Source organism: Lactiplantibacillus pingfangensis, from assembly GCF_005404945.1.
GTDB classification, from domain to species: Bacteria; Bacillota; Bacilli; order Lactobacillales; family Lactobacillaceae; genus Lactiplantibacillus; species Lactiplantibacillus pingfangensis.
The window spans coordinates 122,223-145,862 of sequence record NZ_BJDG01000005.1; the positions used below are offsets into that span (position 1 = coordinate 122,223).

A 23,640-nucleotide genomic window follows, 5' to 3' on the forward strand; every position below is an offset into this window, starting at 1 on the left:
GGAATTACAGTCCTTACGTCTAGTAAACGCTTAATTATGTCTAATCTTAACACACAAGTGTATCAATACACTACGGATATTCTTGGCTGGTTAATGGCTACTGTCATCTGGGCATGCCGGTTGTGATGAGCTAATTGGCCGCGACTCACTTTGCTGATCTGAGTCACTGTATTGGGTTAGTGTTTCAAGGCATGCAAAAAGGCGACCACAACTGATCGCCTTTTCATTGAAATTAAGCTTATTTCAAATAACTACTCTGATTTTTGCCTTTGAAGGCGCGCTTCAAAACATCGAAGAACGTCAACGACCGCACAATATGGTCTGGTTTGATGTATTTCCGAACTTCTCGCAAAACTTTCCGTGGCTGTTTAGAAGAGAAGGTATAAGTCCCATTCTTCTTCGTCCGGAACCCATAGCGTGGAATCCAGCGGCCTTTGAACATGACCGAAACAATGACCACATCAACTTCCTTCCAAGGAATCTGAATGTAGTTTTTAGCATTGCGATTATCGTAAAATTCAAAACCATGATCACCAATCATGATTTTGCCGTAATCCGTTAGGCCTAAATGCGAGTTGCCGTCAACAACCATATCAACCTTGGTATTAAGCGATTGAACCATTTAAATGTCTCCATTTCTTTCTCTTGATAACACCGATTATACGGCGCCGACGCTTTTTTCGCAAAGCCTCGTTTTTAACAAAAAGAGATGAACTCAGATGAGTCCATCTCTTAAGACCTAAGTCAAAGACTCAGATTGAATCAAATCATCTCTACATAACACCGATAACGTGCATGATAACACCAAAGGCGAATAAGCCGAAGATGATCCAGATTGGTGAAACTTTCTTCTTCAATAACCACATGCAAAGGAAAGTAATGCATAAGGCAGCTAAACCTGGAATTAATTGATTCAAGTTATCTTGCAAGGTCGTAACCTTGTACTTGTCCAATGATAAACCAGCTTTTTGTTCAACTAAAGCTTCCTTGACACCTTTGGCACCAGCTGGAAGACTGTTCCAGTCGATGTAAGCACCTTTAGCTTGCTTGATTGATGAAACTTTAACCGGACTGAAGTCAACGTTAACCCAACGTTCGATCAAGGCTGGTAAGATGAACATCCCTAAGATTGAAGCACCCTTAGTAATGTCTTGTAAGATACCACCTGATAAGTCATCGGTAATCGCAGAACCAGCTTTGTAGCCAAGTTCTTGAGTATACCACATGAAGGCCATCCGAATAACGTTCCAAACAACGAAGTACAAGATAGGACCCATGATACTGCCACCCATAGCTAATGAAGCAGCTAAGGCACCAATAATTGGCTTAGCCGTGAACCAGAACACTGGATCACCAACACCGGCCAAAGGACCCATCATCCCAACTTTAACCCCTTGAATGGTAACGTCGTCAATGGGAGCCCCATTTGAACGTTCTTCTTCAAGTGCCATGGTAACACCAATAATTGGTGAAGCCACGTAAGGATGAGTGTTAAAGAATTCCATGTGACGCTTTAAAGCAGCGGCACGATCTTCTTTAGTCGTATATAACTTTTTCAAAGCTGGGATTAATGAGTAAGCCCAACCACCGTTTTGCATCCGTTCATAGTTCCAAGAACCTTGGAGGAACGTTGAACGCCACCAAACATGAATACGATCTGATTTGCTTAATTTAATTTGATCAGCCATTTTAGTTTTCCTCCTTCGCTAATACTTGTCGATGATATCGCCGACAGGGTCACCGGTACCAGAACCGCCACCATTACCAGAACCACCCATTTTAGAAAGGTTCAAGTAGATGAGGGCCATAGCAACACCGATACCACCTAAAGCGATCAGCGTCAATTCAGAAATCGCAGCTAAGACGAAACCTAAAACGAAGAATGGCCATACTTCACGAGTAGCCATCATGTTAATAACCATGGCATACCCAACGGCAACGACCATCCCACCACCGATTGACAAACCATCTGTCAACCAAGTAGGCATTGCGTTCAACATTGCTTTAACGGGACCAGCACCAACTGCTAAGATCAATGCAGCTGGAATAGCGATACGTAAGCCTTGCATTGCAATGGCAATCATTTGCCACATGTCAATTTTAGCAAAGCTACCTTCTTCAGCGGCACGGTCCATGATGTGGACAATAACCGTTGCTAAAGTACGAGCAAGGATGGTTAATAATAACCCAGCAACAGCCAAAGGTACGGCGATGGCAATGGCAGATGCCACTCCGGCACGGCCTTGGCCACCAAGTACTAAAATAATTGCAGATGCAATAGCTGCTAATGCGGCATCAGGGGCAACAGCGGCACCAACGTTTGACCAGCCTAAGGCGATCATTTGAAGACTACCACCTAAAATAATACATGGGACTAATTGTCCGGTAACTAAGCCGATTAATGCGCAGGCTACAACTGGCTGATGGAAATGGAATTCATCCAAAATACCTTCCATACCAGCTAAAAATGCGACTAATACGACTAAAATCATTTGAATCGCGTTCAAATTCATGATTTAATCCTCCATTTTTCTCCGATAGTTAATTAACTATTCGCTTGTTCTTTCAGCATCTTTTCAGCTTTATCCATGATGTGATCGAGATTATCCTGACCATCAGTTGGAACTTTACGAACATCCATCTTGATGCCCATCTTTTCCAATTCATGATAAGTGTCAATATCATCTTGGTTAAACGCCAAAACTTTGTTTGGTTGAACTTTACCAACAGAATGCGCCATGGAACCAATGTTTAAGGTATCCAACGGCACGCCACCCTTGATTGCTTTCAAAGCATCTTGTGGGGTTTCGAATAATAGCAAAGCCTTTTGACCACCGAAGTGTTTGTCATCTTTAGCTAACTTGATCATTTGATCAATTGGCACCACATGGGCTTTAACACCATTTGGCGCAGCTTGGATGATCATTTGAGTCCGCAAGTTGTCTTTGGCAACGTTATCTGAAACCACGATAATCCGAGTTGGGTTAACTGTTTTGCTCCAGGCAGTTGCAACTTGACCATGCAATAAACGTGAGTCGATCCGAGCAAGAACATAATCGAACTTACCAGGACGACCAGCGTTGGCACTATTGTCAGCAGCCGCTTTAGGCGCTTCCTTAGGTGCTAATGCTTCAGGACGAACCTTAACCCCATCCTTCGCCGTTTCAATAATATGAGTAGCGATTTCGTGAGCTGAGTCCATTGAAAGCCGTGATGCATAGGCTTCAATTAACATTGGTAGGTTCAAACCAGCAACGATCGCCCATTTGTCCTTATGTGCTTCAAACAAGCCGTTGACTTGGTTGAAAGGTGTGCCACCCCAAAGATCGACTAAGAACAAGACTTGGTCTTGATCGTCGAAAGAAGCAATGGCTTTTTCCAACTTAGCCTTAATGTCATCAGGGCCTTCGCTAGGCATCAACGTAACGGGTTGAACGTTTTCTTGTTCGCCGAAAATCATTGAACCAGATTGATAAATGCCTTTGGCAAATTCGCCATGACTAGCAATGATAATGCTTACCATCTTTGTACCTCCTATTTTTTTGTTACAGTCATAGGAAATGAATAAATAAGTTCTAAATAGCCTGTAACCTAAGTTATTGTGATACTGTAAGCGCAATCTTTTAGCACTCACTAATATATATGCAACTTCCGTGCCAAAATACACTAAATGCGAATTGCCGGTATTAGTGGCTTTAGATTGATACACTAATTATGATACAGTGGTCACTATTCCATTTTGTGTATCAATTTAGTGTATTTTTAATACAATTTTACGAAACAGTTAGCTTTCTTAAAATTAATTTCCTAATCTTAATAACTAAGGGCTCGGAATTGATTGCCTTGCCAGGCAATATTAAAGGCCGCGTTTGATAAGTGGGTTGCTTGTCCGGTCCAAGGATCATTAAAGTAAATATTAGCGGCATCAAATCCCGTGACCGTTAAGGCATGGCTCGCAAAACCATCAATATTAGTGACCCACGCGACCACCGGGTGTCCCCGGGTAATCTGAGCTTTAAGTTGCGTCAAGCTAATCCCCGTTAAATCAACCGCTGTGCCGATATGCCGCTGAACGGTTGAGAGCAACCCACGGGGATAAACATAGAGACCATAGCCAAACTCTGAATAAGGGTCCCCGACAAACCCTTGATTAGGATCATCACTACGTGGCATTTCATTAGCAAGTTGCAATTTATCTACCTTAGCGCCAGCATACTGTAACATCATGGTGACGGCGGTAATTTCACAGCCAGTCGGTAACTCTGGCAACTGGCTAATCACTGGTACCTTAAGCTGTGTCCTAATCGGCTTTAAATAGCCTTGCCAAATCCAACCGCTTTGACCAGCAGCATTGGCAACATAATAATATAGAAGCTTTTGACCATGGCGCGTGATATATGCTTGCTCAGACCGTGTCCAAATCGTGTTTTGATGCCGGCTTAGATGTAAGTTGGTACGTAACCGGACGCGCTGTTGTGGCAAGACCGTAATATGATACCCTTTTCCCGTTTGACTGTTGGTGCGAAAAGTTTGTCGCTCAGTCGTTTGAATACCAGTAATTCGATCACTATTCGCCGCCTTGGCCGGAACGACTCGACTGAGTCCCAGGCCTAATAACAGGCTGAGTGCCCCGACTAATCCCCATCGTTTGTTACCCATGCTAACCACCTCTTTAATTGTTAGTTTAGTGACAATTGAATCAGGTTAATTATAATGCTGGAATTTGTGGGGTATTAGTAAAGTGGCTTATAAATAATGTTATAAAACGGGCGTGCATGTTCTGAAATAACTATTATGTTGAAAATTAGTGTGTGCTGATATTGATAACAACACCACAAAAAAGCACGACCAACGCTGATTAACAACGTTTGTCGTGCTTCAATAGTTTAGTGCGCCCAAGAAGATTCGAACTTCCATGAGGTATACCCTCACAAGATCCTTAATCTTGCGCGTCTGCCAATTCCGCCATGGGCGCATCAATAACTCACAAAAACCATTTTAACAAAATGTTGTGAGTCTGACAAGCTTTAATTATGATTTAGTCACGGTGACACCTTGTGCATCAATCGATAACAGGTGACACTGACCGGTTAATGCCGGGTTTTGTTGTAGCTTAGTTTGTAATTTCATCAAGTCCGCTTTGTGCCCAAGCGTCACGATTGTGGGGCCGGCACCGCTCAAATAAGTGCCCACCAACCCTAATGTATGGGCAGTCTCACGAATTGTCGTTAAGGCTGGGACTAATTTGGCCCGATACTGTTCATGAAATTGGTCTTGTTCTAGCAAAGCTAAAGCCAGTGACCAATTTTTCATTGCTAACGCGGCCACCAGCGTATTGCCAACACTACTCCCGGCAATGGCTTGTTTGAATGGCAAGGTCGTCGGTAATGCACGCCGACTCGCGGACGTCAGGAGTTCTTCATTCGGCACGTAGACACTGGCAAATACGTCTGGCGTCGGTAACTGCACCGCTTGGACTTGCTGCTCTGCGACTGTCGCCACCACCAGCCCGCCTAAAATCGCTGGGGCAACATTATCAGGATGACCTTCTAATTCTGTCGCCTTGAATAATAAGTCACGCTTCGAGAGTGGTGTCGCGACCAATTCATTTGCAAGCACTAAGCCAGCGACGATGGCGGTCGAGCTACTGCCCAACCCGCGCGCTAAGGGAATCTCCGAGGTAACTTGAATCCGTTGTGGCGGTAAATGTGGCGCTAACGACAAGGCGGTCTTAACAATTAAGTTGCGCGCATCATCGGGCACTTTCTCGCCAAATGGATGCTCAACTTGCCAAGTCTGGCTGGGACCAATCACTGTCAAGCTGAGTTGCATATCTAAAGCCAACCCAATTGAGTCAAACCCCGGGCCTAAATTGGCAGAAGTTGCTGGCACTGAAATTTTTAACATCTGCTCACCTACTCGTTCTTTAAAACTTTATAACTCGCTAGCAAACGCATATCCGTCTGACCTGCGATGACCGTCGTAATCTCAGCCAATTGTTGATCATTCATCGCATGCGTAATAATGACGACGCGCGCGTTGCCATCGCCTAATTGGTTCTGAATAATCCGACTAAATGAGACTTTCGCCGCGGTCATAATTTCAGTGAGCCGCATCATCATCCCGGGCACATCCCGCATCTTCAATGCGATAAAGTGTGGGTAAACCACATCCGCCGGAGCTGCCAAAACCGTCTCTTGACGGTAAGAATTGAACGTATTACCGGTCGTGTTTAACGCAATGTTCTTAGCAACCGTCGTAATATCGCTCAACACGCTATTCGCCGTTGGTAATTCACCAGCACCGGGCCCATAAAACATCGTATCGCCAACCGCTGTCCCAGTGACCATGACCGCATTATTTTCATTTTGAACGGTTGCCAATGGATGATGATCCGAAACTAGCACCGGGCCAACTGAAACTGCAATCCGATCATCAATTTCTTCGGCAATCCCCAACAGCTTAATGGTATAGCCAAGTTGGTGTGCTTCTGCAATATCTTCGGGACTGATCGTTGTAATGCCTTGCACTTTAACGTGGTTCATCGACAGACTCATCCCAAAAGCAAATTGAGTCAGAATAATCATTTTATAGGCCGCGTCTAAGCCTTCCACATCATTAGTGGGGTCACTTTCAGCGAAACCTAAGTCCTGGGCCGAACTCAGCGCCTGTTCATAAGACCAGTTCTTCGTCAGCATTTGCGTCATGATATAGTTGGTCGTCCCGTTAACAATTCCCATAACACGTTGGATCTTATCCGCCGCAAAACTGTTATCAATCGTCCGCAAAATTGGAATACCACCGGCGACACTCGCTTCGTAGAACAAATCACGATGATTTTCTCGAGCAATTTGAACCAATTCTCGACCATACTGGGCAATTAAGTCCTTATTAGCCGTCACCACATGCTTGCCAGCTTGCAAAGCGCGGGTGATATATTCCTTTGCCGGATGGATTGAGCCCATTACTTCGACCATAATCTGAATTTCGGGGTCATCAATCAAGGTTTCAATCTGGTCGGTCAAACGGACATCCCCCAGATCGGTCTGTTGATGTTTTTTCAAGTTATGGACGACCACACAAGCCAACTCCAGATTACGCCCGGTAATCTCGGAAATCTTCGCTTGATGGGCTTGTAACATTTTAACCACGCCGTTCCCGACAGTGCCGAGACCAACGATGCCAATTTTGATTGTTTCCATTGATTAATGCCTCCAAATTTCTTAATAGTTAGCCTAATTCTATCGAATCACCGTGGGATAAGCAAACCTTTTCAGACTAGTTTGATGGGGCCACGACAACGACCACAAGTGTAGCGTGTCGTATCTAGTCGGCGCTTACGATGATAGACCAGCCCACAACGTTGACAACTATAGGTGTAACGTGCCACCATTTGAACACGTTCTTTGGGCGTTGGCGCATACCGCGAACCCCCAACTTGTGCGAGTAACCGCTTGAAGTCCGCATCTCGATGACGATAGCCACTGCCAGACAAGTGCAGGTGGTAATGACACAGTTCATGCTTGATAACACCAATCAAGGTCTGTTCATCAAAATCCGTTAACATCTTAGGATTGATATCAATATTGTGGCTTTCCAGTTGATAGCGGCCACCGGTTGTTCGTAGCCGGGCGTTAAAATAGGCGCGATGCCGAAATGGCTGATGGAACGCCTGACTCGAAATCTGGTTGACTAACTGCTGCAGTTGGCCATCAGTCATGGGCCGTCACTTTCGGTTCAATCATCGTTAAGGCAATGCGTTGCCGTTGCTCATCAACTTCCTCGACCCACACCGTGACAATATCACCAACGGCGACGGCCTGACGCGGATCTTTTAAAAACTTATCGGTTAACTTTGAAATATGGACCAAGCCATCTTGTTTGACGCCAATATCCACAAAGGCCCCAAAGTCCACGACGTTTCGAACAGTGCCTTGTAATTGCATTCCCGGTTTCAAATCACTCATTTTAAGCACATCTTGCCGCAATAACGGTGCCGGCATCGTCTCGCGGACATCACGACCGGGCTTTTGCAAACTGCTGATAATGTCTTTCAAAGTTAGTTCGCCAACGCCAGTTTCAGTCACCAGTTGCGTCAAGTTAAGTTGGGATAATTTTTGCGCCTTTGCGGTACCCACATCCGTCAGCGCCAAACCGGCTGCTTTCAATAAAGCTTTCGCGGCGGGGTAACTTTCTGGATGAATATCCGTATTATCAAGAATCGTCTTACCGGCAATGATCCGTAAGAACCCAACGGCTTGTTCATATGCTTTTGGTCCTAAACGTGGCACCTTTTTCAATTGTGGCCGACTGCTAAACTCACCATTTTCGTCACGGTAGGCCACCACATTTTGGGCAATTGTTTTGGAGAGTCCGGAAATATGTGTCAGTAATTCTGGACTGGCAGTGTTCAAATTAACCCCAACTTGGTTGACCGCCGTTTCAATGACGACATCCAATTGCGCGGTTAAGTCTTTTTGCGGTACATCATGTTGGTACTGCCCAACCCCGACCGATTGGGGGTCAATTTTGATTAATTCGGCTAAGGGGTCTTGCAACCGGCGCCCAATACTAATCGCACTGCGCTGTTCCACGTGCAATTCCGGAAATTCTGCCCGCGCATTATCACTTGCCGAATAAACCGAGGCACCAGCTTCATTGACGATGACGTAGTACACTGGCCGCTTCAACGTTTTCAGAATGTTGGCAACAAACTCTTCTGATTCACGGGAAGCCGTCCCGTTACCAATCGCAATCATTTCAACTTGATAGGTTTCCAAAAAAGCCTTGAACTCACCAGCGGCCGCCGCACGTTTTTCAGCGTTAGCGGGTTTATGCGGATAGATGACTAATTTATCCAGAAATTTACCATTCGCATCCATTACCGCGAGTTTACAACCAGTCCGATAGGCCGGGTCAAACCCAAGAACTACCCGGCCTTTTAAGGGTGCCTGCATCAGCAAGTGATACAAGTTATCGCCAAAAACTTTGATGGCCTGCTCATCGGCGGCATCCGACAATTCATTGCGGAGTTCACGCTCAATGGCTGGGCCAATAAACCGCTTGTAGGCATCTTGATAAGCTGCTTCAATTAACGGCACAGCGGGACCTTGATGCTGACCAATAAAGCGAAAATGACAGTAGCGTTCGATACCCGTTTGATCAATTTGGATACTGACTCGTAAAACCTTTTCCTTTTCACCACGATTAATGGCAAGGACACGATATGGCACGAGCTGTTTAATTGGACTTGTGAAGTCATAGTATTGTTGATAAACCCCTTGCTCATCCAATGCTTTAGCCTTTGGTTTCACTTTAACGACCAAGTCACCGCGATTGCGCGTTTCATTACGAATCCAGTTTCGTAACTGGGCATTGTCACCAAAAGCCTCCGCTAAAATTTCATGCGCCCCGGCTAATGCCGCAGCTGTATCCGGGATGTCCTTATCGGCATCAATAAACTGCTCAGCTTGTTGCTCAGGCGCCGTCTGTGGAAAACTCAGCAGCCAGGCAGCTAATGGCTCCAACCCAGCTTCTTTGGCAATGGTCGCCTTGGTCCGCCGCTTTTGCTTATACGGTAAATAAAGATCTTCCACATCTTGTAACTTATCTGCGGTTTCGATCGCTTTTTTTAAGGCTGGCGTCAATTGTTGCTGTTCAGCAATCAACTTGATGACATCCGCCTTGCGCCCTGCCAAACTGGCTAGGCGATCATAATTGTCTTTAATATCACGAATTTCAACTTCATCTAGGTCGCCAGTTCGTTCCTTCCGATACCGTGCAATAAATGGGACCGTGTTACCTTCGTCCATCATACTAAGGACGGCTTTAATCTGTTGTGGCTTAAAATTAGTCAGTGCCTGTTGCACCAATTTTAAAATTTCATTATCCATTTTTTCACCCAATCTTTAGCTTGCTTAATACTATTATTATACGCGTTTAGTCCCACTTTTTCGTGAAATTAAAACGAGTCTGGGGTAAAATCCCCAGACTCGTTTTAGCTCCGAATATTTATAGTCGAAACGTGGTACAAAAGGCATGGATGCAACAGAGCTACGGAAATCGAACGATTGAAGACCCCAATCATCCGGTTCCCTAGGCTATGCTCGGTAGCAACCCGCCTTTTGTGCCACTCTTAAACCATGCTTACATCACCATAGTCATGATTCGTTGAACATCATTGGAAACGCGTGCCATTTCGGTTTCTTGTGCTTTTTCCGCCTCATTAAATGCCGCCAGATCAACTGTTTGATCCGTCACGTTCAAGCTAGCAGTCATCGCAGCACAGGCAGTTGCATAGGCTTCATAGGCCGCTAATAAATTACGATGGCGACCAATCAACCGTGCCGGCACGCCGGCCTTTTTTAGCAGTTGAACATTCTGTTGATACTGTTCCGTACCATCCGTGAATTCCATCTGAATGTCATTAAATTCAGCGGGCACCATCTTAGCCACCGCATCGTCATCAATCGCTTGCCGTAATTTTTCAAATGATGGGTTGAGTGCTTCACCTGTTTTTTCGGTACTTTCGATCACTTTTGATAAAACTGGCATATAAGTTGCCATCGTTGCTTTTCTCATTATGATAAGCTCTTTTCTTAGATTAAGTTATGCCTTATTTTACCCTATTCGTCAGAATTATGCTTGCCGTAACCGACGGCGTTGGAAGAACTTAACAATTTCAACCACGACCACCATTGCGAGTGAAGCAGCAAAGACGATTCCCCATTGATAAGCATCCAAGTGTGACACATGGAATAAGCTATTAAAGCCTGGCACCATAATGGTCATCGCGAGTAACGCGAAGGCAATCAGGATTGCCCAATTAAAGAATTTGTTGCGGAATAGGCCCACCGTAAACAAGGAACCATGAATCGACTTCGAGTTAAAGGCATGGAATAACTGAATCAGGCCTAAGGTCGCAAACGCCATGGTTAAGGCATCCGCATGGGCCAAGCTAGCACTAGCATGCACTGGATACGTGATTGCCAGCCAGTAGACGAGCAACGTGATGCCACCTTCAAGCAACCCTTGGTAAATAATACTTGAGAACACCCCACCCGAGAAGAAATTGGAATTTCGACCACGTGGTTTATTTGCCATGATGTTCTTTTCTGTCGGTTCAACCCCCAACGCAATCGCTGGTAAGGTGTCGGTCACTAAGTTGATCCATAAGATGTGCACTGGCGCTAAAATTTGCCAACCGAGCATTGTCATCATGAATAACGTCAGCACTTCTCCTAAGTTAGCCGAAAGCAAGTATTGAATGGCCTTTTGAATATTCGCAAAGACTTTCCGACCCTCTTCAACCGCCACGACGATCGTCGCAAAATTGTCATCGGCCAGAACCATATCACTGGCGCCTTTTGACACTTCAGTCCCAGTAATTCCCATACCGATACCAATGTCAGCGGCTTTCAGCGCGGGCGCGTCGTTCACGCCATCACCGGTCATCGCGACAACTTTACCGCGTTTTTGCCAAGCGTTAACAATCCGAACTTTATGTTCAGGTGCCACTCGCGCATAAACCGAGTAATCACTGACCTTTTTACCAAATTCAGCATCGCTCATCTCATCAAGCTCAGCCCCGGTAATGACGGCCGCGTCATCACCTTCATCAATAATCCCAAGTCGCACGGCAATGGCTTCCGCAGTATCCCGGTGGTCACCCGTAATCATCAATGGCCGAATTCCCGCCGACTTGGCTTCAACGACTGCTTGCGCAACTTCTGGCCGCTCGGGATCAATCATCCCAACCATTCCCGCAAAGACTAAGTCGTTTTCCAACGTTTCAGAATTAACAGTCGTGGGCACAGCCGTAATAATCTTGTAAGCAAATGCCAGCACTCGTAAGGCTTGCGTGGCTAATTCATGGTTAGTCGCCAAGATTTGGTCACGTAATGGTTTAGTCAACGGCGTCACTTCACCGTTGATCTCAACGGATGTAATCCGTTTGAGTAGTTCGTCAGGCGCCCCTTTAACCGCCACTAAAAACTGGCCGTCATCGAGCGGGTGAACCGTCGACATTAATTTTCGTTCAGAGTCAAATGGCACTTCACTGACCCGTGGCCGATCAGTTAATAATTGGTCAACCGGATAGTCTTGGTCTAAATTATATTGCACCAACGCCGTTTCCGTTGGATCACCCGCGAGTCCATCGGTCATAATTTTCGTGTCATTACTTAAAATCATGACTTGGGCTAAATGACTGTCCGTTGGGAGATGGGTTGGTCGCGCATCAACCAATTTCTGGTTCACGTATAGCTTTTCAACCGTCATCTTATTTTGCGTTAACGTCCCAGTCTTGTCAGAGGCGATAATATCGGTACTTCCCAAGGTTTCAACCGCTGGTAGCTTCCGTACTAAGGCGTGACGTTTGGCCATCCGTTGGGTTCCTAAGGCTAAGGTAATGGTAACAATGGCCGGTAACCCTTCTGGAATTGCCGCCACGGCTAACGAAATCGCCGTCAATAACATATTGATTAAGCTCTCGCTACCACGCAACATCCCAATCCCAAAGACAACCGCCGCAATCACTAAAATGAGAATCGTCAGTGACTTGCCAAGTTGCGTTAAGTTGGCCTGTAATGGCGTCGTCGTTTCATCGGCCGCTTCGATCATCCCAGCAATCCGACCAACTTCGGTCTGCATCCCAGTCGCAACCACCATCCCGGTCGCACGCCCGTAGGTGACATTACTGTTCATGTAAGCCATATTCAAGCGATCCCCGATTGCTAAATCATCGGCGGTTAGTGTTTCGGCTTGTTTTTCAACCGGTACAGATTCCCCGGTCAGCGCGGACTCTTCTACTTTTAAAGAGGCACTTTCAATCAAACGCAAGTCAGCCGGGACAATATCGCCAGCTTCGAGCGTCACAATATCACCGGGAACAAGTTCATCACTTTTCACCGTTTTAAAGGTCCCATCGCGCAGCACGGTTGCGTCCGGTGCCGCCATTTCTTTCAAGGCATTGATTGCTTCTTCAGCTTTGGATTCTTGAAAAACGCCAAAGACTGCATTTAACACGACAACCAATAAAATAATGACCGCATCCACGACTTCACCAGTGAACGCTGCAATCAGTGCCGCGACAAGTAAAACAATGATCATGAAATCTTTAAACTGTGCTAAAAACTTTTGCAACATCGAAGTAGTCTTTTGCTGGTTCAAGGCGTTATGCCCATACTGTTCCAAGCGTTGACTCGCTTCAGTTTGTTGTAAGCCTTGTTCGTTAGCCTTTAAATCCTGATAAATCGTTGCTAACGGTTGTTGGTACCTAGATTGTTTCGACATGTGTGTCTCCTCCTCGCATCCGAGTCCCATTTTCTAAACCGTCCAGATATAGAAAATGAGACCCATGTATGCACGTGTAATTGTGACATACATAAGTCTCACTATTTAAGACAATACCGGATTGGCTTCTTGTTGACGATATTGCCGCAGTTACACTGCTAGTTACTCCCTTATGATTGTATGGCTAATATAACAGATAACCTGAGAACTGTCTACTGATACGATGACTTTGTAAGTATCGGTTTTTTAAAATTAGCGAATCGTGCTAATTCCCGCCTACCGGGAGCTTCGTTTGGGGCTGGAACGCCATGAACCAGTTTTGAGCCAAAGGGCGGTCTCAAAAGCTGGTTTTTGACTAACCGCGGACAAACCACCACGCTAAGTCAAATGCCACGGCTGAGCCCCAAACGAAGCCCCCTCACGGCTAAAACTGTGCATTTTTGTAAATAATCGGTCAGCTAGAAAATCTTCGCTAGATGCACGGGCCAGTTGGTTGATATAGGCGCAAATTTAGCGGCGTGATTGCTAGGCGAATGAGCTACTTAACTTTCGGACATATGATTTTGTTTAGTCGGCTATTCAGTGCTTCAGTTGAACTGGGTAGTACACTTTCGAGCAAAAAAATCGCCAACCACTTTTCAGCAGTCAGCGATCTAATTAAGTAACCTATTTCCAAAAATCATCAAAAACATTAATCGCCGCGTGCCGTTTATGAGCGGTCTTTAAATACCAAGCCTCAATCTTCTCAGCCGCCGCAGAGTCAATGTCTTTACCTTCCAAATAGTCATCAATGTCGTCATAGTGCACACCCAGAGCAACTTCGTCCGGTAAGGCCGGCCGATCGTCTTCTAAGTCGGCAGTTGGCACCTTTTTGTAAAGGTGGGCTGGTGCTTGTAAGACTTCTAGCATGGCCCGACCTTGGCGTTTGTCCAAACGATACAGGGGTACGATATCTGCGCCACCATCACCGTATTTCGTATAGAAACCAGTGACCGCTTCCGCGGCATGATCCGTCCCAACAACCGCACCGTGACGTTCGCCCGCAATCCCATATTGCACGATCATCCGTTGGCGTGCCTTGATGTTACCCTTGTTAAAGTCATGAATTGTTAAGCCAGTCGCTTCAAGCGCCGTCACCATGGCATCGGTAGCTGGTTGAATATCGACTCGGTCAATAACATCGGCTTGCATGAATTTGATGGCATCCATCGCATCGGATTCATCAGCCTGATCACCATAAGGTAAACGAACAGCGATAAATTGATAATCGTTGTCGCCAGTTTCTTCACGCATTTCCGTAATAGCGAGTTGAGTCATTTTACCGGCTAACGTGGAGTCCTGACCACCCGAAATGCCTAAGACATAAGTTTTTAAGAAAGCATTTTTCTTTAAATAAGCCTTTAAGAAATCAACACTGCGTCGGATTTCAGTTTCCGGATCAATCTTAGGACTCACATGTAAGGCGTTAATAATTTCAGTTTGTAATGGCCGCATCGGCAAAAATCCTCCTAGTAATCTTTTTTATTGACCCAGTCGCGCACTGAGTGAATAATGTTCATCTTGTGATCATACAGCTTCTGTGATAAATCCACTGGATAATCTTGTGGATTTAAATCCCGCTTATATTCATCCCATAAAGAATCCAAACTATCGTAAGCATACTGTTTGATTTCTTTCAAAGCTGGCAAGTCATAAACTTGTTTGCCTTGATCGTAAATGGGAATTAAAACTGGCCGGGCATCAAAGTCGCTGACCGTCTTATTGATATACGTGTAACTTGGATGGAACATGTAAATCGACTCTTCATTGCGCGGATCTTCATCATAAAGCGTCACGTAATCCCCTTCTGATTTGCCATCCGCGCGCTTAGTAATCCGCCAAACTTGTTTCCGACCAGGTGTCGAAACTTTTTCAGCGTTATTGGATAATTTGATCGTATCGACCATCTTACCGTTATCATCCTCAATAGAGACCATCTTGTAAACGGCCCCTAAAGCCGGTTGATCAAATGCCGTGATGAGCTTCGTACCGACGCCCCAAACGCTAATTTTGGCGCCTTGCATCTTCAAGTTTTGAATCGTCTTTTCATCCAAGTCATTGGAAGCATAGACCTTCGCGTCAGGAAAACCGGCTTCGTCTAACTGTTCTCGCACCCGTTTTGATAAGTAGGCCATATCGCCACTATCAATCCGGACACCTTGAAAGTTAATTTTATCGCCCATTTCCTTAGCCACTTTAATGGCAGATGGCACACCACTACGCAACGTGTCATACGTATCCACTAAGAACACGCAATCGTGATGCGTTTCAGCGTAGGCTTTAAATGCGGCATAGTCATTTCGATACGTTTGAACTAGGGCATGCGCGTGCGTTCCACTAATCGGAATGCCAAAAATTTTCCCTGCTCGGACATTACTCGTCGCATCAAAGCCACCAATATAAGCCGCCCGGGTGCCCCAAATTGCGGCATCCATTTCTTGCGCCCGGCGTGTTCCAAATTCGAGCAGCCCGTCTTCTTCACCAACAACCGACTTGATTCGAGCGGCTTTAGTCGCAATCAAAGTTTGATAGTTGATAATATTCAACAATGCGGTTTCGATCAATTGACAGGTCGCTAGTGACCCCTCAACTTGCATCAAAGGCTCATTATTGAAAACGAGGTCCCCTTCACGCGCAGACCGAATGGTGGCATCAAACTTGAAATTCTTTAAGTAGTCTAAAAAACCTTCTGGATAATCTTCGGCTTCACGTAAATACGCAATATCCGTCTCCGTAAAGTGGAGATTATTGATATAATTAACTACTCGCTCAAGACCAGCAAAAATCGCATAGCCATTTTGGAACGGCATCTTCCGAAAGAAGACTTCGAACACCGCGTGTCGGTTATGAATCCCCTGTTCCCAATAAGTTTGCATCATGTTGATCTGATAAGCATCCGTATGCAAGGTTAAACTATCATCCGGATAGATTTGAGTCATGAGTTTAATTCTCCATTTCGTAGGTTGTAAACGACATTAGTTTAAGTTAAGCCTATTCTATCATTATTTTGAAAACTAATGAATGTAAGCACCTGAAAAAGTTGCAGAAATTACTGAAATCCCTATACTTTAATTAAGTTTTGAAAGTGAGGCCGCTTATGTCTGCACCATTTGATACTGTTTCTATTTTAAACGTGCCGTTTATTAAGACGACTAACCAGGCTTTTGTTGCCCAGCTTGAACAAGATGTGCTGGCCCATCAGAATCGCTTTGTCGTCACGGCGAATCCAGAAATTTTAATGTACGCTCGCGAACATCCCGAGTATCAGCAAGTCCTTCAGCAGGCCGATTATATTACACCAGATGGCATTGGCGTCATTCAAGGCGCGCAAATTCTCGGAACACCACTCCCAGAGCGGATTACCGGCTATGATACGCTGCTGGCCTTACTAAAATGGGGCGCCAAGCAGCACCAACGTGTTTTCCTGCTTGGCGCCAAGCCAGCAGTGCTAAAGCAAGTTGTGGCTAAGCTCAAGTCGACGGCACCCAATTTAGTCATCGCCGGTGCTTTGGATGGCTATTACGCCGATGAAACCACCGTCGTTGACCAAATCGTTGCTGCTAAACCAGATATGATCTTTATCGCGACTGGTTTTCCTAAGCAAGAATTTTTCATTGCCGCTCATCGCCATCAAGTTGATGGCTTGTGGATGGGCATTGGTGGCAGTTTTGACGTGCTTGCCGGAACCGTTAAACGTGCCCCCAAATTTTGGCAAAAACATCATATCGAATGGTTATATCGTTTGATCCAAGAACCTAGTCGTTTCAAACGCATGCTGGTATTACCGCGATATCTCCATTTGATCAAAAAAATCGCCAAACAATCAAAGTCGTAATAAAAAACGATCCATCAGCTTTTGACTGATGAATCGCTTTTTTGACTTTATTTTTCTAAATAAAACTCAAATCGGTTACCCACATACTGCGTGCGGACGTATTCAAACGGATCACCCGTTTGCAAATATGAAATCTGACGAAGCCGCAATAACGCATCGCCACGCCGGACAGACAAGTATTCCGCAATCCGCTCAGAAGCAGACATCGCAGAAACGGTCTGCTGGGCTTTACCAGGAACAAATCCCGCTTTTTCTTCCAAGGTCCGATAAAGCGAGCTCGTGATCTCATCCTTAGTAAATTGTTTAACCAAACGTTCGGGCACCGTGGCCACCTCAAAACAAATCGGCACATCATCGCCATAGCGGATCCGTTCCATCCGTAGCACTTGCTCATTTGGTTGTAACGCCAGCTTCTCACTTTCAGAGAGTGAGGGGCTCGTCACGTGGTATGAAATGGTTTTACTAGAAGGAACTTTTCCCTGAGCCAGCATTAAATCAGTAAAGCTGGTGACCCCAGACATTTTTTCCTGCACTTTTTGATTTGCAACAAAGGTGCCAGCGCCCACTCGCCGCTCTAGTATTCCTTCATCAACCAAGGTCTGAATCGCTTGGCGCAACGTCATTCGACTCACATCAAATTGACCTGCTAGCTCCCGTTCAGATGGAATACGATCACCAACTGCCCAACGACCGGCTTCAATGGCTTGTTTGATTTGGTTATGAATTTGAATATAAATTGGCGAACTCATGGATCTCATCCCTGTCTTCTATTATTTATTTAGCAGCTTTTTTACCATAGCTGTATGTTGCAACTAAGTCTTGGTCGGCATCTAAAACATTGATGTCGGCGTCCTTGCCAGCTTCCAAAGTTCCTTTAGAAGTTAGTTTGAATTCTCTAGCTTGGTTGACTGATGACATCTTAACGGCTTCAAAGATCCCACAGCCGGTGAACTTTTGAACATTCTTAAAGGCGTCAATATAAGTCAAGACAGAACCGGCTAAATTACCAGCTTCCAAACGAGCTTGACCATCTTTAACGATCACTTTTTGCCCACCTAATTCGCTGACACCATCAGGTTCGCCTTTAGCACGCATTGAGTCAGTTACTAATTCAATGCGATCAGCACCCTTTTGTTCATAAGCAAGCTTGATCATGTCTGGGACGATATGGAAACCATCACAGATCAATTCACAGACCATGTTATTTTCAAGCATGGCGTGACCAGTAACCCCTGGTTCGCGATGCTTGAATTCACGTTGGGCATTGTATAAATGCGTCACATGAGTGGCTTTACTTGCCAACAATTGTTCACGAGTGGCATTGCTATGACCGACTGAAGGGACAATCCCATTTTCCAAGCAATACTTTTCGAATTCACGCGAGCCTGGATCTTCTGGCGCATACGTAATCAATTTAACGCGACCGCCGGAAAGCTTGTTCCAGTTATCCAATAAAGCAACGTTCGGATTCTTAATATACTTTTCTGGTTGGGCACCCTTAAATGTGGCTGAAATGAATGGGCCTTCCAAATGAACCCCTTGAATAACGGGATTTTCTTGAGCAGCCTTGTTGATGCCGGCCATAGAATGATCCAAATTCTCGTTAGATTGCGTCATTGTGGTACAGAAGTATGACGTAATCCCTTCACGTGCAACCATATCATTGACCATTTCGTTAATTTCAGCTGGATTACCATCCATTGAATCAAAACTATAACCACCATGGCTATGCACATCGATGAAACCAGGTACAATTGTCTTGCCACTGACAAATTCAATATCATCGTCAGGTTGGGCAACATACTCGTCCATTGGCCCGACCGCTTCAATTTCCTTACCGAAACGAATGTAGCCGTCATCGATCTTTTCTAGACCAGTATAAATGATGGCATGTTTTAAAACTTTGCTCATGAACAATTCCTCCTTGGATTTACTGGTTCTATTATAATCGGTATAGACCAAATATGCAACCACAAAGCGTAGGAGTTACCACCGGAACCAGCAAACCCGATTCAGACCGAGCTAGTCACCCAGTTCTTTGGCAATCGTCGCATCAATGCCTTTAACGACCGACGTCATGAATCCGGCTTCTTCCATCGCTAACAGGCCAGCGACCGTTGTGCCACCGGGAGATGACACTTGATCAATTAAATCGAATGGGATCTTATCTGAAGCTAAGACCATCTTGGCGCTGCCTAAAGTTGCTTGTGCCGCGATCTTAGTTGCAGTAGCTTTATCTAACCCATGTTTAACCCCAGCACGCGCCATCGCGTCAATGAAAAAGTAAACGTATGCTGGCGAACTACCAGCCAATGCTGAAAACGTACTAAAATGTTTCTCTGAAATTTCGCTGGTCTCACCAATGGTGTCAAATAACGCCTGACCGGCCGCGTATTGTTCAGCAGTTAGACTCGCATTTCCAACTAACGCTGTCATCCCACCACCAATCGCCACATTAACATTTGGCATGATTCGCAAGATTGGTAATTTCCCGACGGCAGCTTCATAATCTGCCAGTTCAATCCCAGAAACCATCGTAATAACCCATTTACCGGCCGTAATTGCCGATTTTAGCTCTTTTAACACCTTCAAGGTAATATCAGGCTTAATTGCTAATACAATGACATCGGCGGCTTGAACAACGTCCAGATTTGACGCGACCGCGTGCAAGCCATTTGCTTTCGCGTATGGTTCATAACTTGCGGTGTGCGCACTATGAATATATAACTCATCTGGCGCAACCGCCTTAGTCTTCAACCAACCATCAATAATGGCACGGCCCATATTGCCGGCCCCAATAAATCCAATTTTCATTTACGCTTTCTCCTTAAAATTGACCAATTAATCACTATAAAATTTATCGTACAAATAACCATTGATTTTGTAAAGCTTGAACGCTTGTAATTCTGGATTAGTCTAACTATACCAATAGTACGACAACTTGATAAGGTGTCAGGACCAAATTTTTCATGACTCATGCTGTTACCTTGGTCACACTAAACCATGCGATTAATATAAATTCATAAATCACGTATGAAGGCACAAAAAAACAGCCACCGGAGTGACTGTTTGGTAGTTGGGCTAGCTGGGTTCGAACCAGCGCATGACAGGATCAAAACCTGTTGCCTTACCACTTGGCTATAGCCCAATGATAAAATGGAGGGGAGTGGATTCGAACCACCGAACCCGAAGGAGCGGATTTACAGTCCGCCGCGTTTAGCCAGACTTCGCTACCCCTCCGTGAATCATTCAACTATATTAGAATACAGAACTTTGAATAAAAAATCAAGGGATTTGGCAAAACTTTTTTATTTTTCAGCCAAATCTAATATTTTAAGATCATGTTGCCATTCTGCCATGAAAGTTGTCTCTTGCCATTCATTTAAGCGGGGCCGCCCGTAGCCGACTGCCTGATCATAATATGTTGTCTGCTTAAATTGACGTGGCGCTGGATGCACATGTAGATGTCCAAAAAGGACCCGCTCGACTTGATAGCGTTCTACCAAGTCGCCTAACCGTGGCGACCCCATCAAAGCATTTGCCATATTCCAAAAACGATTATCATTAGTAAAGCGCAAATAGTCAACTTTGGGAACAAAGTGCGTCATTAAAATAACCCGTTTGTGATCAGCTTGTGCCGCGGCTAATTGGGCGGTCACTTGCGTTAACATCAGCTGCGCCCGTTCTGGATCACTCATTGGCTGTTTGATTGCCCGATCAATCCAAAAGGCCCGTTTCCACTGCTGGAAGTCCGAAATCGTGGTGTCAGGCACTCCTGCCGCAAAACGATAATCATACCAACCGTTGTGACCAATAATCCGCCACTCGCTATGTGGTAAATCGATTGACCGATTATGCAAATACCCCGCAAAATACCCGGTTTCCAACTCATCAAACGAAATACCATGTACCATGTCGTGGTTACCAGCAATCCAATAGACTTGCGTTTGTTTGCCTAGCAGGGCTTGTAGATCCACCACGAATTGCTGACTCCGTTGAAAGTCATTAAACAGGTCTCCTGCGATTAAGTACACTTGGACACCATTCGCTAACAAATACTCGGCTTGAGCACGCATCGTGACTTGCACGTCAACTTTATTCACATCAAAATGATTATCACTCGTAAAAGCTACCCGACTCACCCTTATCACCTCAAAAAAAGATATGCTATCTTTAAGATAACATACCTTGATTTAAATAGGTTTTATCGAATTCCTTGCATAGCCTTCTTGATCATCGGTACCATCATGAAGAGGATAATCCCTAAGATAACACTCACGATACCAATTGTCGCAAAATAAGGCACTTCGGTCTTTGAGGAGTAGAAACGCACGATTTGTGCATTCAAGGCACTCCCAGCCGCATCAGTCAGGAACCACATACTCATCATTTGAGAAGCGAAAGCCTTTGGTGCCAGCTTGGTTGTTACCGACAAGCCGATTGGTGAAATTAACATTTCAGCAACTTCAACGACGGCCCAACTACCAACAAGCCACAAAGGACTAACTTTGCCACTTGTGCCAAAGAAGAATCCTGGCATTGCCATGATTAAGTATGACACACCGGCAAACACAAGCCCAACCGCGAATTTAGCAGGTGAACTAGGTTGTTTTTTACCCCACTTCGTCCATAGCAAGACAAATGGTGTCGTATATAGCATGATAAACAATGGATTTAAGATTTGGAAGTCAGAAGCGGCTAAATGCCAGCCTAAGAGATTCAAACTTGTCCGATCGGCAGCAAATAGTGCCAAAACTGCAGATCCTTGTTCTTCAATTGCCCAGAACAATGCCGCAGCAATAAAGAGTGGAATGTAAGCACGTACACGCGAGCGTTCCTTAGCATTGGTTTTTTCAGAGGTTAGCATCAACGTGAAGTAAACCACTGGCGTTAGGATAACTAACACACTAATTAACGTAATAATATTGTTGAGATTCAAGGCGTTCAATAATTGCATCAAGAGTAGGACTAACCCTAACCCAACGATACCAATCAGTGTCCGGCGAATGACTTTGCTCAAATCGCCTGGTTCCAATGGATCAGTTGGGTACAAGCTAGCAGTACTTAAATTCTTCTTACCATCAAAGTAATATTGTAGTAAACCGAAGAACATCCCAATCGCAGCTAATGAGAAACCAAGATGGAAGTTAACACCTAAACCAATTCGACCAACTAGAATTGGTGCAACCAATGACCCTAAGTTAATCCCAAAGACAAAGATACTGAAACCGGCATCCCGGCGTGTATCTTCTGCAGTATATAATTGACCAACCATATCGGAAACGTTAGGCTTTAACAACCCAGTCCCAATGACGATTAAGGCAATTGAGATAAACAAGGTGCTGACACCGGCTGGAATCGACAAGACAATGTGGCCCAACATAATCAGGACCCCACCAATAAAGACTGTCTTACGACTACCCCAAACCCGGTCTGATAAAAATCCACCCAAGACACTGGAAACATAAACTAACGCTGAGTAGATTGACATAATCGATGCAGCGGTTCCTTGATCAAAACCAAGGCCACCTTTAGCAACGCTGTAATACATATAGAAGATTAATAGCGCGCGCATCCCATAGTAACTGAATCGTTCCCACATTTCTGTGAAGAACAACGTCCGCAAGCCACGGGGTTGGCCAAAGAACGACCGATCCAGTTTTTGCTCTTTATCCAATTAAATTTCCTCCAAACTTCATCTAGCAGATCAAACTTCGTTTAAAAGTAACAAATTTCGTTTCTTAATTAAACATAATAACTATTATACTAGCCTTAATCTTATTCAACAACTGCTTTAATTGTTTTCTAATCTTAAACACATTAGAGCAAACAATTCTCATACTTTTGTGACAGATAAAAAGCCCGTTAAATTGCAGAAAGTTAGTATTTTCATATATTTCATGAGCTTACATAAATAATTTAATAACATCAATTTCTAATTTTACAGCAGGCATTTAGCGTCATCATCTGGTAAAAATTGTGGTATTTACCATTGTAAATCTAATTAAACAAACTGACCTTTCGCCTTGAAAACGGTTGATTTACCGGCTTAACCGTGCCGAGGTCACCTGTGTTCTGACCAGCTGACGAGACCGTGACGATAATAATAGCCAAAAAGAGCGTCCAGACATCAGCCTGAACGCTCACTTCATGATCAATTGAATTAAAAAAGACGAGAACCACGTCCCGTCTCAACAAGTGCCGGCTACCAGAGTCGAACTGATGACCCTCGGTTTACGATACCGATGCTCTACCAACTGAGCTAAGCCGGCATGATATAAAAAAGATGTCAACACCGTGGGGGCTAACATCTGTCACTCCGACAGGCGGGCTCGAACCGTCGACATCTTGATTAACAGTCAAGCGCTCTACCAACTGAGCTATGTCGGAATATTCGCATGGCAACGTCCTACCCTCGCAGGGAGCGATCCCCCAACTACTCTCGGCGCTAAGAAGCTTAACTTCTGTGTTCG

Annotated in this window: 19 protein-coding genes and 5 tRNA genes; 1 reads left to right on the forward strand and 23 read right to left on the reverse strand. The window is 44.9% G+C overall.

The annotated features are described in order from the left end of the window. Positions 1 to 238: 238 nt before the first annotated feature. From FFM74_RS03675 to FFM74_RS03740, 14 genes are all read right to left on the reverse strand, one after another. On the reverse strand, positions 239 to 622 hold the full coding sequence (locus tag FFM74_RS03675) for a DUF956 family protein (RefSeq protein ID WP_137625279.1): 384 nt from the start codon (positions 620 to 622) through the stop codon (positions 239 to 241). A gap of 151 nt (positions 623 to 773) precedes the next feature. Then, positions 774 to 1,688, reverse strand: coding sequence for a PTS system mannose/fructose/sorbose family transporter subunit IID (locus FFM74_RS03680; protein WP_137625280.1), 915 nt, complete (start codon positions 1,686 to 1,688; stop codon positions 774 to 776). 18 nt (positions 1,689 to 1,706) lie between these two features. Next, the gene (locus tag FFM74_RS03685; protein WP_137625281.1) at positions 1,707 to 2,513 is read right to left on the reverse strand and encodes a PTS mannose/fructose/sorbose transporter subunit IIC; all 807 of its coding nucleotides are present in this window, start codon (positions 2,511 to 2,513) and stop codon (positions 1,707 to 1,709) included. Positions 2,514 to 2,545: 32 nt separating this feature from the next. Continuing rightward, positions 2,546 to 3,523 carry a mannose/fructose/sorbose PTS transporter subunit IIA gene (locus FFM74_RS03690; RefSeq protein WP_137625282.1) on the reverse strand — a complete coding sequence of 326 codons (978 nt, stop codon included), beginning with the start codon at positions 3,521 to 3,523 and terminating at the stop codon, positions 2,546 to 2,548. A 290-nt stretch (positions 3,524 to 3,813) separates the two neighbouring features. Beyond that, positions 3,814 to 4,659 carry a C39 family peptidase gene (locus FFM74_RS03695; RefSeq protein WP_137625283.1) on the reverse strand — a complete coding sequence of 282 codons (846 nt, stop codon included), beginning with the start codon at positions 4,657 to 4,659 and terminating at the stop codon, positions 3,814 to 3,816. A 231-nt stretch (positions 4,660 to 4,890) separates the two neighbouring features. Beyond that, a tRNA-Leu gene (locus tag FFM74_RS03700) sits at positions 4,891 to 4,975 on the reverse strand. Between the two features lie 56 nt (positions 4,976 to 5,031). Continuing rightward, complete coding sequence (gene thrB / locus FFM74_RS03705; protein ID WP_137625284.1) at positions 5,032 to 5,907, reverse strand: homoserine kinase; 876 nt, start codon at positions 5,905 to 5,907, stop codon at positions 5,032 to 5,034. An 8-nt stretch (positions 5,908 to 5,915) separates the two neighbouring features. After that, the gene (locus tag FFM74_RS03710) at positions 5,916 to 7,202 is read right to left on the reverse strand and encodes a homoserine dehydrogenase (RefSeq protein ID WP_137625285.1); all 1,287 of its coding nucleotides are present in this window, start codon (positions 7,200 to 7,202) and stop codon (positions 5,916 to 5,918) included. 71 nt (positions 7,203 to 7,273) lie between these two features. Further along, a complete protein-coding gene (locus tag FFM74_RS03715) occupies positions 7,274 to 7,720 on the reverse strand; it encodes a SprT family protein (RefSeq protein ID WP_137625286.1) in 447 nt (148 codons plus the stop codon). Next, positions 7,713 to 9,893, reverse strand: a complete 2,181-nt coding sequence (locus FFM74_RS03720; protein ID WP_137625287.1) for a Tex family protein — start codon at positions 9,891 to 9,893, stop codon at positions 7,713 to 7,715. Before FFM74_RS03720 ends, FFM74_RS03715 begins: the two co-directional genes overlap by 8 nt. Positions 9,894 to 10,146: 253 nt before the next feature. Next, the gene (locus FFM74_RS03725) at positions 10,147 to 10,581 is read right to left on the reverse strand and encodes a hypothetical protein (RefSeq protein ID WP_137625288.1); all 435 of its coding nucleotides are present in this window, start codon (positions 10,579 to 10,581) and stop codon (positions 10,147 to 10,149) included. A gap of 57 nt (positions 10,582 to 10,638) precedes the next feature. Further along, a complete protein-coding gene (locus FFM74_RS03730) occupies positions 10,639 to 13,293 on the reverse strand; it encodes a cation-translocating P-type ATPase (RefSeq protein ID WP_137625289.1) in 2,655 nt (884 codons plus the stop codon). A 666-nt stretch (positions 13,294 to 13,959) separates the two neighbouring features. Continuing rightward, a complete protein-coding gene (nadE, locus tag FFM74_RS03735; RefSeq protein WP_137625290.1) occupies positions 13,960 to 14,787 on the reverse strand; it encodes an ammonia-dependent NAD(+) synthetase in 828 nt (275 codons plus the stop codon). 14 nt (positions 14,788 to 14,801) lie between these two features. Then, positions 14,802 to 16,271, reverse strand: a complete 1,470-nt coding sequence (locus FFM74_RS03740; protein WP_137625291.1) for a nicotinate phosphoribosyltransferase — start codon at positions 16,269 to 16,271, stop codon at positions 14,802 to 14,804. A 158-nt stretch (positions 16,272 to 16,429) separates the two neighbouring features. On the opposite strand from FFM74_RS03740, the gene FFM74_RS03745 reads away from it, so the two are divergent. After that, positions 16,430 to 17,167, forward strand: coding sequence for a WecB/TagA/CpsF family glycosyltransferase (locus FFM74_RS03745; RefSeq protein ID WP_137625292.1), 738 nt, complete (start codon positions 16,430 to 16,432; stop codon positions 17,165 to 17,167). A 47-nt stretch (positions 17,168 to 17,214) separates the two neighbouring features. Here the strand turns inward: FFM74_RS03745 and FFM74_RS03750 are convergent, their stop codons facing one another. The 9 genes from FFM74_RS03750 to FFM74_RS03790 all read right to left on the reverse strand — a co-directional run bounded on the left by FFM74_RS03750 (position 17,215) and on the right by FFM74_RS03790 (position 23,557). Beyond that, entirely contained in the window at positions 17,215 to 17,916 is a 702-nt protein-coding gene (locus FFM74_RS03750; RefSeq protein ID WP_137625293.1) for a GntR family transcriptional regulator, read from the reverse strand. A 25-nt stretch (positions 17,917 to 17,941) separates the two neighbouring features. After that, on the reverse strand, positions 17,942 to 19,078 hold the full coding sequence (gene nagA, locus FFM74_RS03755; RefSeq protein ID WP_137625294.1) for an N-acetylglucosamine-6-phosphate deacetylase: 1,137 nt from the start codon (positions 19,076 to 19,078) through the stop codon (positions 17,942 to 17,944). Between the two features lie 111 nt (positions 19,079 to 19,189). Then, on the reverse strand, positions 19,190 to 19,981 hold the full coding sequence (gene proC, locus FFM74_RS03760; protein WP_137625295.1) for a pyrroline-5-carboxylate reductase: 792 nt from the start codon (positions 19,979 to 19,981) through the stop codon (positions 19,190 to 19,192). Positions 19,982 to 20,243: 262 nt separating this feature from the next. Continuing rightward, positions 20,244 to 20,315: transfer RNA gene (locus FFM74_RS03765), tRNA-Gln, on the reverse strand. A 9-nt stretch (positions 20,316 to 20,324) separates the two neighbouring features. After that, positions 20,325 to 20,407: transfer RNA gene (locus FFM74_RS03770), tRNA-Tyr, on the reverse strand. Between the two features lie 68 nt (positions 20,408 to 20,475). Then, positions 20,476 to 21,309, reverse strand: coding sequence for a metallophosphoesterase (locus FFM74_RS03775; protein ID WP_414672068.1), 834 nt, complete (start codon positions 21,307 to 21,309; stop codon positions 20,476 to 20,478). Positions 21,310 to 21,371: 62 nt separating this feature from the next. Then, on the reverse strand, positions 21,372 to 22,844 hold the full coding sequence (locus FFM74_RS03780) for a peptide MFS transporter (RefSeq protein WP_137625296.1): 1,473 nt from the start codon (positions 22,842 to 22,844) through the stop codon (positions 21,372 to 21,374). Between the two features lie 522 nt (positions 22,845 to 23,366). Beyond that, positions 23,367 to 23,439 (reverse strand) — tRNA-Thr (locus FFM74_RS03785). Positions 23,440 to 23,484: 45 nt separating this feature from the next. Next, positions 23,485 to 23,557, reverse strand: a tRNA-Asn gene (locus FFM74_RS03790). Positions 23,558 to 23,640 lie beyond the last annotated feature (83 nt).